Below are 12,927 nucleotides of genomic sequence, written 5' to 3' on the forward strand. Positions count from 1 at the left end.
TTGCACACCGTTTGCACAACAGCCGTGCGGGCACTCGTCGAGCCTGTGACCATGGACCCAGGTACCGGCCCGCAAGGAAGTCAGGACCCATGAGCACGAGCACCGAACTCGCCCCTGGCACGAACCTGGCCGCGCTGCGCAAGGCGCACGGACTGTCCCAGGCCCAGTTGGCCAGGCAGGCGAACGTCTCCCTCTCCCTGCTGTCGAAGATCGAGGTCGGGGACCGGACCCTCACCCCGGCCGTGGCCGCAGCGCTCGGCAAGCCGCTCGGGCTGTCCATGGCCGAGGTACTGGGTGCCGCCGCCGTGCAGCCCGACGACGAGCAGAAGTTGTCGGCCCTGCGTTCCGCGATCCGCGACTACGACCTGCCCGCCGCCCGGGCCGTGGAGGAGGACCGCATGGCGGCAGCGCTCGCGGCGGTCGCGGCGCACCGTGACGCGGCGCAGGTCGACCGGCTGCTGGCCGTGCTCCCCCGGCTGTTGCGGGACGCCACCACGTACGCGCACCATGCGAACACGGCACAGAGCTGGATGGCCCTGGCCGAGGTCTACAGCACCGTCTACTGGCTGGCCGCCCGGCACCGGTGGATGGACCTGGCGGAGCTGGCGGTGACGCGCCAGCGGTGGGCGGCCGAGCAGAAGGCCGACCCGCTCGGGCAGGCCATCGCCGCCCGGGACCGCGCCGGGGCCTACCTGAACGGCGGGGACTTCGAGGGCGGCCTCACCGTCGTCGACCGCGCCGTCGCCGCCGCCCAGCGGAGCCTGTCCGGGCAGCAACGCGCCTTCGCCGTCGGCATGTTGAACCTGCGCGGCATGACCCTCGCGGGCAGGCTCACCGACAAGAAGGAGGGGCAGCGGGAGGCGGAACGGCACATCGCGTCCGCCGGCGCTGCCGCCGAGTGGTTCCGTACGGACTGGAACCGGCACAGCATGATCTTCGGCCCGCAGAACACCACCACGCACGTGCTCGCCACCCGCCTCGACCTGGGCCGTCCGCACGAAGCGCTGGCCGTCGCGGAGGACCTGGACGCCGCCCTGGAGGGCCTGCCTCCCACCCGGGTCGCCCCCAGCCGCATGAACCTGGCGCGGGCGCAGCTCGACGTGGGCGACCGTGACGGGGCGCTCGCAAGCCTCGGGGCCGCGTGGGCCGCCGCCCCGCAGATGGCGCGCATCCACCCGATGGCCCGGGAGGTGTTCCGGGTGCTGACCTCGCTGCACCGCAGGAGCAACCCGGAGCTGTTGCGGCTGTCGAAGCTGGCCGGAATCCCGCTCTGACCCGGGTCAGCGGGACTCGTACTCCGCCAGGAGTTCGTGGAAGCGGTCCAGGGACCAGGCGGACCAGTCGTACGGGGTCCCGGCGAGTGCCTGCGTGAGGAACTCGAAGTGGACGTGCCAGCCGGCCAGGCGGGAGGGGAGGTCGGAGGCGGGCAGGTCGCGGAGTTCGTTGGTGAAGCGGAGGGTGGTGGCGTCGGGGCCGTTGGGTTCCAGGTGGAAGCGGGTGCGGCCGTTGATGGAGGTGGTGTACTCCGCGACGCGGCCCGGGTCCCAGGCGGTGATGCGGCCGTCCTCCGTGAAGGGGGAGCCCTCGTACTGCCAGTGGAGGGTAAGGGACGCGCCCAGTTTCGGTTCCCAGGGGTCGGGGAGGGCCAGCCACTGGCTCAGGCCCGCCGGGGTCGCGACCGCCGCCCAGACGTGGTCCAGGGGCGACCCCAAGGGCAGTTCGTAACGGAGGAAGCAGGCGTTTCCCGGGCGCGGTTCGGCCGTACCGTACGGGACTGAAGTCGTGGCAGCGGTCATGGAAAACAGCCTGGCCCGCTCGCGCGGCGAACGCGAGCGGGCCAGGCTGGACGGAGCAATCCGGGACTAGACGCCCGCGTAGGAGTGCTTGCCGGAGAGGAAGATGTTGACCCCGTAGTAGTTCCAGATCCAGGTCGCGAAGGCGAAGAGGGCCAGGTAGGCGGCCTTGCGGCCCTTCCAGCCGGCCGTCGCGCGGGCATGCAGGTAGCAGGCGTACGCGATCCACGTGACGAAGGACCAGACCTCCTTGGGGTCCCAGCCCCAGAAGCGGCCCCACGCGTCGCCCGCCCAGATGGCGCCCGCGACGATCGTGAACGTCCAGAGGGGGAAGACGCCCGCGTTGATGCGGTACGAGAACTTGTCGAGGGTCGCCGCCGAGGGGAGGCGGGAGATCGAGCTGTCCATCACGCGGCGCAGCGGGACGCGGGCGGCGCGGACCGCCATGACGAAGGCGTTGGACTTCGGGAGCGTGGCCAGGTGGGCCTTGAAGACGTCGGCCGTCTCGCCCAGCTCGGCGCGGACCTCGTAGCGGTCGCGGAGCAGGTAGCCGATGGTGCCGACCGCGCCCACGTAGAAGACGGCGCCGCAGAAGATGGCCGTCGAGACGTGGATCCAGAGCCAGTAGGAGTCCAGGGCGGGGACGAGCTGGTCGCTGTCGGTGTAGAGCCACTTGGTGGCGATGCCGAGGTCCAGGAGGACCGTGGTGACCAGGGGGAGGCCGATCCAGCGGACGTTCATCTTCGTCGGGAGCAGGGCCAGGTAGATGCCGACCGCGACCGTGGAGAAGGTGATCGAGAACTCGTACATGTTGCCCCAGGGGGCGCGCTGTACGGAGAGGGCCCGGGTGGCGACGCCGCCCGCGGCGACCAGGAACGCCAGGACGGTCAACGAAATCGCGATGCGGCCGTAGAGGTCGCCCTTCTCGGTGCCGCCCGCGGCGCCCTCGCCGTCCTCCGCGTCGCGCGTGCCCGCGGCGGCGCGGGTGACGACCTTCGGCTTGTCGAGGACGGCGGTCGAGCCCTTGGACCGTACGGTCACGGCCGGAGCGGCGGCCGGACGGGTCAGCGCCGCGGCCGTGCGGCCGACCTTGCTGCGGCTGCCGAAGGTCCACTCGGCGATGTGCGCGAGGAAGGCCAGGGTGTAGACGGCCATCGCGGAGTAGATCAGGACGTTGCTGATCTGCGCGAGATTCTCGTTTGTTTCGGTGACTGCGGCGGCTGCGAGGATCACGCGCGCGCTCCTTCGACAGGGGATTCTTCGGCGGGAGGGGGCGTCGCGGTCGTCGGCGCCTGGGTGTGCAGGGTTTCGGCCAGGGCGGCCAGTTCCTCGGGGAGGCGGTTGGACTCGCTGCGGCCGAGGCCCGCCATCTCGACGAGGGTGGTGCCGTCGTCGGACCGTACGGCACGGACCCAGATGCGGCGGCGCTGGATGAAGAGCGAGGCGGCGAGGCCCAGGATCGCGGCGATGGCGCCCGCGAGGGCCCACATGTTGCCGGGCTGCTGGGAGACCTGGAAGGTCGCCCACTCCTTGATGTCCTTCTCGAAGGTGACCGAGCCGGCCCCGTCGGGGAGGGTCATCGTCTCGCCGGGCAGCAGCATCTTCGCGAAGGGGCTGCCGTCGGGCTTCTTGAACTGGGTCATCTTGCGGGTGTCGAGCTGGTACACGTTCTGCGGCAGACCCGCGTCGACGCCGAGGCTGCCGTGGTAGCCGGTGAGAGCGAGGGCGGGGTAGTCCAGGCCGGGGTACTTGGAGAACATGCTGCCCTTGCCCGCGCCGCCGAAGGTCGGGACGAAGACCGCCGTGAAGCCGAGCTGGGTGCGCTTGCCGTCCTTGTCGCGGTAGCCGTCCATCACCTTGATCGCACCGGTGGAGGTGACGTTCGAGTCGGTGGGGAGGAGGGGCGCGGGGCCCTGGAAGACGACCTTGCCGCGGCCGTCGCGGATGGTCAGCGTCGGGCTGTAGCCGTGGCCGATGAGGTGCACCTTGGAGCCGCCGACCGTCAGCGGGGTGTTGACCTCGATGACGCCCTTCTTCGGCTTGCCGTCGGCACCCTCGGAGTACGTGATGTGGGCCTCGTAGATGCGGGGGGTGCCGCGCTGGGGGCCGGTCCGCTCGTACGTGCCGACGAAGTTGTCCAGGTGGAAGCTGAACGGCTCCAGGTCGTTGTCCTTGTCGAAGAGCGAGCCGGACTTGAAGTCGTCGTACTGGGTGAGGGTGTTGGAGAAGCCGCTGCCCTCGGTGATCAGCTTGCCGCCCTCGGACTTGAAGAGCTGGCCGGTCGCGAAGGCCAGCAGGAGGACGATCAGCGCGATGTGGAAGATCAGGTTTCCGGCTTCCCGGAGGTAGCCCTTCTCGGCGGTGACGGCGGTGGAGTCCACGTGCGCGCGGAACCGCTTCTTCTTCAGCATCGCGAGCGCGAGGGTGCGGACCTCCTCGGGCGAGGAGTCCGTACGCCAGGTCGTGTACGCCGGCATGCGCGTCAGGCGGCCGGGCGCGCCCGGGGGGCGGCTGCGGAGCTGGCCGACGAACTGCCAGGTGCGCGGGACGATGCAGCCGATGAGGGAGATGAAGAGAAGGATGTAGATCGCGGAGAACCACACCGAGCTGTAGACGTCGAACAGCTGCACCTTGTCGTAGAGCGGTGCGAGCGTCTCGTGCGCCTTGAAGAAGTCGTCGACCTTCGTCTGGTCCACGCTGCGCTGCGGGACCAGCGAGCCGGGGATCGAGGCGATCGACAGCATGAACAGGAGGATCAGCGCGACCCGCATCGAGGTCAGCTGCCGCCAGAACCAGCGGGCCCAGCCGACGATCCCGAAGGACGCGGGGGCGGGAGCGGTGTCCTCCCGGTCGTCCTTGGGGGCCGTGGAGAGCCGGTCGGACGCGGTCCGCTCGTCGGCCCGGGGGGCCGTCTGCGCGTCGGGCCCGGGGGCCGGACCGTCCGTCTCGACGGCCGGGTCTTCGGTCTTGCTCATGGACTAGATCCCCACCTGGAAGTCTTTGGTCCAGCCTTGCACGACGTTCACGGCGGAGTCCCAGAGGCCCGTGAGGAGCAGGAGGCCGGTCGCGATCATCATGATGCCGCCGATCCGCATGACCCAGACGTAATGCTTCTTCACCCAGCCGAACGCGCCGAGCGCCTTGCGGAAGGCGACGGCCGCCAGGATGAAGGGCAGGCCCAGGCCCAGGCAGTAGACGGTCATCAGGACCGTGCCGCGCAGCGGCTCGGCCTGGCCGAACGCCATCGAGCTGATGACGCCGATCGCGGGGCCCAGGCAGGGCGTCCAGCCGATGCCGAAGAGCAGGCCGAGGACCGGCGCGCCGACCAGCCCGGCGACGGGCTTCTTGTGGAAGCGGAACTCGCGCTGGGTGAGGAAGGGGAAGGCGCCCATGAAGAACAGGCCCATCAGCACCATGAGGACGCCGAGGACGACGTTCGTGACGTCCTTGTAGTTCAGGAGGGTGCCGCCGATGTAGCCGAAGAGCGCGCCGCCCGTGATGAACACCGCGCTGAAGCCCAGCACGAAGAGGGACGCTCCGGCGACCATCCGGCCCCGGCGCTGCTCGGCGAGGTCGACGCCGCTCGTGCCCGTGACGTACGAGAGGTAGCCGGGGACCAGCGGGAGCACGCACGGCGAGAAGAACGAGATCAGTCCGGCGAGGAGCGCGATCGGCAGGGCCAGGACCAGCGCACCGGACTGGAGGGTGTCGGTGGCCTCGGCCAGTACGACCACGGGTCCGGTCGGTACGGAGGTCACTTCTCGGCCGTCACGGTGTCGATCATCGAGCGGAGCTTCTTCTCGCTGAGCGCGGCCAGCGAACGCGCGGCGACCCGGCCCTCCTTGTCGATGACGAGGGTGTTGGGGATGCCCTGCGGGTTGAGGCTGCCCTTGGGGAAGCGCAGCATCAGCTTGCCGTCCGGGTCGAAGAGGCTCGGGTACTCGATGCCCGCGTCCTTCTCGAACTCGATGGCCTGGTTCTTCTGGGTGTCGCGCGCGTCGATGCCGACGAACTCCACGCCCTGGCTCTTGAGCTCCTTGGCGACCTTCGCGAAGATCGGCGCCTCGGCCCGGCAGGGGGCGCACCAGGAGCCCCAGATGTTCAGGACGACGACCTTGCCCTTGTAGGAGGCGAGGTCGAGGTCCTTGTCCTGGAGGGTCTTGCCGTCGATCTTCGGGGCGGGCGTGCGGTCGGCGACCGGCACGGTGTCGATGCCGCCCTTTCCGGCCACGAAGTTGGTGCCGCCGCCTCCCGACGACGTACCGCCCTCACCGCCGCAGGCCGACAGGACGAGGGCTCCGGCTGCCGCTGCCGCCACCGCGAGGGCGGTGCGGGAGGTGCGGGCCGGGCGACGGCGGGGGGCTCGGGCAGGACTCATGTGAAAAGTTTCGCATGGCAGTTCCCACGATCTTGCCCGCCCCCCTACGTGCCTGCAAAGCCCCTTGTCAAGGGCACATAAGGGGCTATGCGGCAGCCATCGGACCGGTCATCCGGTCGGCGAGCCCGTCTTCGAGCCCGGCGTCAGGAACGACTTCCAGCCGCCCGCCGGCTTCTGCCCGACCTCCAGGGTGCGCAGCTTGGCCAGCACCTGCGGGTCCTGCACGTCGAGCCAGTCGACGTACTGCTTGAAGGAGACCAGGCGGGTCTCCTTCGTACCGGCGATGTGCTTGATGGCCTCCTCGACGGCGTCCATGTAGATGCCGCCGTTCCACTGCTCGAAGTGGTTGCCGACGTAGAAGGGGGCGCGGTTGGTGGAGTGCGCGCGCTGGAAGCCCTTGATGTAGGCGCCGGTGGACTGCTTCTTCCACTCGGGGTAGCGGGAGGTCATGCCCTTGGTGGAGTTCTTGGACTGGTTGGCGAGCATGTTGTAGTCCATCGAGAGGACCTCGAAGCCGCGCCCGGGGAAGGGGATCTGCTGGAGCGGCAGGTCCCAGACTCCCTTGCGCTTGACCGGCCACATCTGGCGGCCGCCGGGCGAGGAGGCGTCGTAGCGCCAGCCCAGCTTCTTGGCGATCGGCAGCAGGTTGTCCTGGCCGAGCAGGCACGGGGTGCGGCCGCCGACCAGTTCCTTCTTGTAGTCGAAGGGCAGCGGGTCGAGGTCGGACCAGCCGGTGTTCGTCCTCCACTCGGTGACGAACTTCACGGCCTGGTCGATCTCGCTCTCCCACTGGGCGGGGGTCCACTTGGCGACCGAGCCGGAGCCCGCGCAGAAGTGGCCGTTGAAGTGGGTGCCGATCTCGTGGCCTTCGAGCCAGGCCTGACGCACGTACTTCAGCGTCTGCTTGATGTGGTCGTCGGTGAGGTAACCGATGTCGGAGGCGCCGACCTTGTTGTTCGGCGGCTTGTAGAGGTTCTTCTTGGACTCCGGCAGGAGGTACAGGCCGGAGAGGAAGAAGGTCATCGCCGCGTCGTGTTCCTTCGCCAGCTTCAGGAAGCGGGGGAAGAGGCCGTTGCCGACCTCGCCCGCGCCGTCCCAGGAGAAGATCACGAACTGCGGCGGGGTCTCGCCCGGCTGGAGCGGGACGGGCTTGTCCGGCTGGTTCGGCTGCTTGCCGGTGTCGGCGGTCGAACCGTCGCCGATCGGCTTGGCGTCATCGGTCGGCGAGGGGGTGCCGCCCTTGCCGGGCTGCTTCGTGCTCTGCCCCTTGCCCGCCGGCGCCGGGTCGTCGCCGCCCTTGCAGGCGGCGAGGCCTATCGCGGCCGCGGCTCCGGCCCCGGCTCCCAGCAGTCCCCTTCGGGTGATGTCGCGCATAACTCCCCATCCGCATTCGTCGCGCCTTCGGCCCATCAGATGGACACGTACTGAGAGGGCCCGACGAACGCTCAGGTTCCGGCAAATTGCGCATAATTCGCTGAGTGTTCGTGAAGACACGAAGCGATCATGCGTAATTGGCGTGTACGGGTCTCCGCTACCCGGGTGCGGCGGATGCGGAACGTCCGGTCCCGGACACGTCGGAACCCTTGCCGGAAATGCCCTGTTTGGGGCATTTCCGGCAAGGGTTCCGGGACGATCAGGCGCCGAACGCCTTGTCCTTGCCCTTCACCGGCTTCGCACCGGCCAGCAGATGCGCCGGTACGAGATCCCGCGCGGGCTCGGTGTAACCGACCGAGACGATCTTGTCGCCCTGGTAGGTGAACGTCGTCAGCGAAGCCAGCGTGCACTGCCGCTTGCGCGGGTCGTGCCACAGCCGGCGGCGCTCCACGAAGCTGCGCACGATCCAGATCGGCAGCTGGTGGCTGACGCACACCGCCTCGTGCCCGCGCGCGGCGTCGCGGGCCGCGTTCAGGGCGCCCATCATCCGTACGACCTGCTCGATGTACGGCTCGCCCCAGGACGGGCGGAACGGGTTGGTGAGGTGCTTCCAGTTCTCCGGACGCCGCAGCGCGCCGTCGCCCACGCCGAAGGTCTTGCCCTCGAAGACGTTGCCCGCCTCGATCAGACCGGCGTCGGTGGCCAGGTCCAGGCCGTGCGACGTCGCGATCGGGGTGGCGGTCTCCTGGGCGCGCTCCAGCGGGGAGGCGACGACGTGCGTGATGTCGCGGTCCGCGAGGTGCTCGGCGACCCGGTCGGCCATCTTCCGGCCGAGGTCGGAGAGGTGGTAGCCGGGGCGGCGGCCGTAGAGGACGCCCTCGGGGTTGTGCACCTCGCCGTGCCGCATCAGGTGGACGACGGTGAGGTCCTTGTTGGACGGGCTGCTCATGCGGTGGCCTCTGCTGCGGCTCGGGCGGCGGCGGGCAGGGCGGCGGCGATGCGCTCGACGGCCTGCGCGTCGTGGGCGGTGGAGACGAAGTACGACTCGAAGGCGGAGGGCGGCAGGTAGACGCCCTGCGACAGCATCGAGTGGAAGAACGCGGTGAAGCGGAAGGACTCCTGCGTGCGCGCGTCCTCGTAGTTCCGCACCTCGTCGGAGGTGAAGAAGACGGAGAACATGTTGGACGCCGTCTGGAGGCGGTGGGCGACGCCCTCCTTGGTCAGCGCCTCGGTGAAGAGGCCCTGGATCTCGGAGGACACCGCGTTGACCTTCTCGTACGCGGCGTCGTCGAGCAGCCGCAGCTGCGCGAGACCGGCGGCCGTGGCGACCGGGTTACCGGAGAGGGTGCCCGCCTGGTAGACCGGGCCGACCGGGGCGAGGTGCTCCATGACGTCCTTGCGGCCGCCGAAGGCCGCGGCCGGGAAGCCGCCGCCCATGACCTTGCCGAAGGTCATCAGGTCCGGGGCGACGCCGTCGACGCCGTACCAGCCGGCCTTGCTGGTACGGAAGCCGGTCATCACCTCGTCGGAGATGTACAGCGCGCCGTTCTCGGCGCAGGCCGCCTTCAGGCCGGCGTTGAAGCCCTCGTGCGGCGGGACGACGCCCATGTTGCCGGGGGACGCCTCGGTGATCACGCAGGCGATCTCGCCCGGGTGCGCGGCGAAGGCCGCGCGGACCGCGTCCAGATCGTTGTACGGGAGCACGATCGTGTCGCCCGCCTGGGCGCCGGTGACACCCGGGGTGTCCGGCAGCGCGAAGGTGGCGAGGCCCGAACCGGCCGCCGCGAGCAGCGCGTCCACGTGCCCGTGGTAGCAGCCCGCGAACTTGACGACCTTCGCGCGCCCGGTGAAACCGCGGGCGAGACGGATGGCCGACATGGTCGCCTCGGTGCCGCTCGACACCAGGCGTACCTGCTCGACAGGGGCGATACGGTCGACGATCTCCTCGGCGAGCGCGACCTCGCCCTCGCCGGGCGTACCGAAGGACGTACCGCGTGCGACCGCTTCCTGGACGGCGGCGACGACCTCGGGGTGCGCGTGACCGAGGATCATCGGACCCCACGAGCACACGAGGTCGACGTACTCACGGCCGTCGGCGTCGGTGAGGTACGGACCCGTACCGGACACCATGAACCGGGGCGTACCGCCCACGGCCTTGAAGGCACGGACCGGGGAGTTCACGCCGCCGGGCGTCACGAGGGACGCGCGGTCGAAAAGCGTCTGCGAAACTGGGGCGTCATAGGGGAGGCTCACACAGCAATGGTGTCAGAGGCCCGCCCGGTCTTGCGGACAGGTGTTTCACCGCACGGGTGCTGGGGAGGTCACTGGACACCGAATCAAGACGATGATCGGGCCGCGCGGCCGGGGCAGGGCCCGGGGGCGGGACACGGCAACAAGCGCTGACACAGCACAGTCGGGTGAGAGATATGCATCGCGGTGGCGGACTGGGCGAGGGGACCGACGACCTGGGTCCCGAGCGGGCCCGGCGCGGACGGCACCGGCGACGGGAGCGGGCGGCGCGCACGGAGGCGAACCAGTCCCCGGACGCCGCGTCGGTCGCCGATGCCCTGGCAGGATTGGGCGCGGGATCTGATGCGTCGGGCACGGGAAGCAGGGCTGGCCGGGTGGGGGTGACCTACAAGTACTTCGGCGCTCCGAACGGGGCGACGGCCGCCCGTGTGCCGATCTCGATGCGCCCGGAGGAACTGGGCGGCGACGAGCTGGGCATGGGCGGCATGTTCACCAAGATCAAGCCGGAGACGATGGCCGCGATGGTCCTCACCGGCATCCAGGGCATACCCCTGCACAAGGTCCCCCCGCTGGAGCTGGTCGTCCTGCACCCCGACTACGCCGTGGTGAAGCTCCCCATGACGGTCGTCGACCCGCTGCGCGGCATCGGCGAGGAGTCGGTGGGCGCCGCCGCCTTCATCTGGTCGACGGTCCCCGACCGGGGCGGCCCGAGCGACGCGTTCAACGTCTACCAACTGCTCCACGAGTGGCAGGACTTCAGCCACCGGCTGCACGAGGCGGGACATCAGGCGTACTGCCTGGTCTGGCCGTAGGGATTTCACCCGCGGCTCCCCTTTCACTCCGGCACCACGCCCCCCGTACCGCGCGCGCCCTTCTTCGCTCCGGTACGCGCTCCGGCTCACGCCCGGCGAGTTTTCAGGCCATTCTCAGCCGCCCGGAATGCCGACTGTCAGTGGCAGCCCCTACGCTTGTACACATGTCCTCCACTACTTCGAGCCCTGGTTCCGTACGTTCCGCCGCTGTCGTCAACGCCGAGATCCGCGCGCTCTGGTCGCGCACGGACGGCGCCCTGTCACCGGCCGACGAAGCGCGCTACCAGGAACTGCTCGTCGAGTGGGCCGCAGCCGTCCGCGAAGCCCTGGTCAAGGCCGCCTGACGCCGACCGCACGGCGCTAACCCCTGGTCAAGGCTCGGTAAGGACCTGGCCTGTTCGGCGGCGGGCGGGGCAGACTCCCCCGCATGCCGCTCATGCACCGCCTCCGCCGCGCCGCCCGCCGACGCCTCACCGCCTACCGCGCGGCGGTGGATCTCAGCCATCCCGCCCGCTCCCCGCTCGGCAGCGCCGTGGAGAACTGCGTGGTCTTCGAGGAGGGCGTGCGCACCCCGCGCGACTGCTCGGCCGCCGAGGCGCTGGAGCGGGTCCGCAAGGGCGACGGACGGGCCTTCGTCTGGCTCGGCCTGCACGAACCGGAACAGGCCGAACTGGACCAACTGGGCGCCCTGTTCGGCCTGCACCCGCTCGCCCTGGAGGACGCCTCGGGCCCGCACCGCCGGCCGCGCCTGATGCGGTACGACGACACCCTGTGCGCGGTCTTCAAGACCGTCCGCTACGTCGAGCACGAGGAGCTCACCGCCACCAGCGAGGTCGTCGACACCGGCGAACTGGTCGCCTTCGCGGGCCCCGACTTCGTCATCACCGTCCGGCACGGCGGCTCCGGCTCGCTCGGCCCCATCCGCGAATCCCTCGAAGACATGCCGGAGCAGCTGAAGATGGGCCCGGCGGCCGTCCTGCACGCCCTCGCGGACTTCGTCGTGGACGAGTACGAGCGGGTCACCGACGCCGTCCAGGACGACATCGACCTGGTCGAGACCACCGTCTTCAGCCCCGACTCCGGCCGCGTCGACGCCGGCCACATCTACCAGCTCAAGCGCGAACTCCTGGAGCTGAAGCGGGCGGTCGCCCCGCTCGCCCGCCCGCTCCTGGCCCTCGCCGACCCGCTGAAGCCGCTGCCGCCCGTCGGACCCGAACTCCAGCCGTACTTCCGCGACGTCGCCGACCACCTGGCCCGTACCGTCGAACAACTCGCCTCGTACGACGCCCTGCTCGACTCGATACTCCAGGCCCACCTCGCCCAGGTGACCGTCGCCCAGAACGAGGACATGCGGAAGATCACCGCCTGGGCCGCGATCGTCGCCGTACCCACCATGGGCTGCGGCCTGTGGGGCATGAACTTCGAGCACATGCCGGAACTGCACTGGACGTACGGCTACCCGCTCGCGATCTCCGTCATGGCCGCGGCGTGCTTCACCGTCCACCGCGCCTTCCGCAGGAACGGCTGGCTGTAGGGCCTCTACAGCTCGCGGTGGACCTTGGTGTTGGAGGCCTGGGCGCGGGGGCGGACGACGAGGAGGTCGATGTTGACGTGGCTGGGCCGGGTGACCGCCCAGGTGATGGTCTCCGCGACGTCGTCGGCGGTCAGCGGCTCGGCCACACCCGCGTACACCTTGGCCGCCTTCTCCGCGTCCCCGTCGAACCGGGTCAGCGCGAACTCCTCCGTCCTGACCATCCCCGGCGCGACCTCGATCACCCGGACCGGGGTCCCGACGATCTCCAGCCGCAGGGTCTCCGCGAGGACGTGCGCACCGTGCTTGGCGGCCACGTAACCGCCGCCGCCCTCGTACGTCCCGTGCCCGGCGGTCGACGACAGGACCACGACCGTGCCGTCGCCCGAGGCGGTCAGCGCGGGCAGCAGCGCCTGCGTGAGGTTGAGCGTGCCGAGCACGTTCGTCTCGTACATCTGCCGCCAGTCGGCCGGGTCGGAGGTGGCGACGGGGTCCGCGCCGAGTGCGCCGCCCGCGTTGTTCACCAGCACGGCGATCGTCTTGAAGGCGGTCGCGAACTCGTCGACGGCGGCGCGGTCGGTCACGTCCAGCGCGTACGGCATCGCCTGCTGCCCGGCGGCGACGATCTCCTCCGCGAGGGCCTCGATACGGTCCTTGCGGCGGGCCGTGAGGACCACCCGGTAACCGGCGGCGGCCAGCTGCCGGGCCGTGGCCGCACCGATTCCGCTGCTCGCTCCGGTGACGACGGCGATGGGGGCGCTGGGCATGCGGGGTGCTCCTCGGACGTAC

13 protein-coding genes are annotated in these 12,927 nt (G+C 70.2%); 4 read left to right on the plus strand and 9 right to left on the minus strand.

Annotated features, from left to right (window positions below; all coding sequences use genetic code 11):
- Positions 1 to 89: 89 nt before the first annotated feature.
- A complete protein-coding gene (locus IE269_RS04100; RefSeq protein ID WP_189821254.1) occupies positions 90 to 1,274 on the plus strand; it encodes a helix-turn-helix domain-containing protein in 1,185 nt (394 codons plus the stop codon).
- A 6-nt stretch (positions 1,275 to 1,280) separates the two neighbouring features.
- On the opposite strand, the gene IE269_RS04105 is transcribed toward IE269_RS04100, so the two are convergent.
- From IE269_RS04105 to hemL, 8 genes are all read right to left on the minus strand, one after another.
- Positions 1,281 to 1,796: an SRPBCC domain-containing protein gene (locus IE269_RS04105; protein ID WP_189821255.1), complete on the minus strand. Its 516-nt coding sequence runs from the start codon at positions 1,794 to 1,796 to the stop codon at positions 1,281 to 1,283.
- 66 nt (positions 1,797 to 1,862) lie between these two features.
- On the minus strand, positions 1,863 to 3,026 hold the full coding sequence (gene ccsB, locus IE269_RS04110; RefSeq protein ID WP_189821256.1) for a c-type cytochrome biogenesis protein CcsB: 1,164 nt from the start codon (positions 3,024 to 3,026) through the stop codon (positions 1,863 to 1,865).
- The gene (resB, locus tag IE269_RS04115; protein WP_189821257.1) at positions 3,023 to 4,768 is read right to left on the minus strand and encodes a cytochrome c biogenesis protein ResB; all 1,746 of its coding nucleotides are present in this window, start codon (positions 4,766 to 4,768) and stop codon (positions 3,023 to 3,025) included. The genes ccsB and resB overlap by 4 nt, the downstream gene beginning before the upstream one ends.
- A gap of 3 nt (positions 4,769 to 4,771) precedes the next feature.
- Entirely contained in the window at positions 4,772 to 5,551 is a 780-nt protein-coding gene (locus IE269_RS04120; protein ID WP_229897438.1) for a cytochrome c biogenesis CcdA family protein, read from the minus strand.
- Positions 5,548 to 6,171, minus strand: coding sequence for a TlpA family protein disulfide reductase (locus IE269_RS04125; RefSeq protein WP_189821258.1), 624 nt, complete (start codon positions 6,169 to 6,171; stop codon positions 5,548 to 5,550). The genes IE269_RS04120 and IE269_RS04125 overlap by 4 nt, the downstream gene beginning before the upstream one ends.
- A gap of 108 nt (positions 6,172 to 6,279) precedes the next feature.
- Positions 6,280 to 7,545 (minus strand): polysaccharide deacetylase family protein, encoded by a 1,266-nt coding sequence (locus IE269_RS04130; protein ID WP_189821259.1) that lies wholly within the window; start codon positions 7,543 to 7,545, stop codon positions 6,280 to 6,282.
- 259 nt (positions 7,546 to 7,804) lie between these two features.
- Complete coding sequence (locus tag IE269_RS04135; RefSeq protein ID WP_189821260.1) at positions 7,805 to 8,494, minus strand: histidine phosphatase family protein; 690 nt, start codon at positions 8,492 to 8,494, stop codon at positions 7,805 to 7,807.
- Positions 8,491 to 9,798, minus strand: coding sequence for a glutamate-1-semialdehyde 2,1-aminomutase (hemL, locus tag IE269_RS04140; RefSeq protein ID WP_189821261.1), 1,308 nt, complete (start codon positions 9,796 to 9,798; stop codon positions 8,491 to 8,493). The genes IE269_RS04135 and hemL overlap by 4 nt, the downstream gene beginning before the upstream one ends.
- 173 nt (positions 9,799 to 9,971) lie before the next feature.
- On the opposite strand from hemL, the gene IE269_RS04145 reads away from it, so the two are divergent.
- The 3 genes from IE269_RS04145 (at position 9,972) to IE269_RS04155 (ending at position 12,141) form a co-directional block, all read left to right on the plus strand.
- Complete coding sequence (locus IE269_RS04145; protein WP_189821390.1) at positions 9,972 to 10,607, plus strand: hypothetical protein; 636 nt, start codon at positions 9,972 to 9,974, stop codon at positions 10,605 to 10,607.
- Positions 10,608 to 10,771: 164 nt separating this feature from the next.
- A complete protein-coding gene (locus IE269_RS04150; RefSeq protein ID WP_189821262.1) occupies positions 10,772 to 10,951 on the plus strand; it encodes a hypothetical protein in 180 nt (59 codons plus the stop codon).
- 83 nt (positions 10,952 to 11,034) lie between these two features.
- Positions 11,035 to 12,141 carry a magnesium and cobalt transport protein CorA gene (locus IE269_RS04155; protein ID WP_189821263.1) on the plus strand — a complete coding sequence of 369 codons (1,107 nt, stop codon included), beginning with the start codon at positions 11,035 to 11,037 and terminating at the stop codon, positions 12,139 to 12,141.
- A gap of 5 nt (positions 12,142 to 12,146) precedes the next feature.
- Here IE269_RS04155 and IE269_RS04160 read toward each other — a convergent pair whose 3' ends face one another.
- Positions 12,147 to 12,905, minus strand: a complete 759-nt coding sequence (locus tag IE269_RS04160) for an SDR family NAD(P)-dependent oxidoreductase (protein ID WP_189821264.1) — start codon at positions 12,903 to 12,905, stop codon at positions 12,147 to 12,149.
- Positions 12,906 to 12,927: the final 22 nt, after the last annotated feature.

Origin of the sequence: Streptomyces spiroverticillatus, assembly GCA_014650415.1 — a bacterium.
Classification (GTDB): Bacteria; Actinomycetota; Actinomycetes; order Streptomycetales; family Streptomycetaceae; genus Streptomyces; species Streptomyces spiroverticillatus.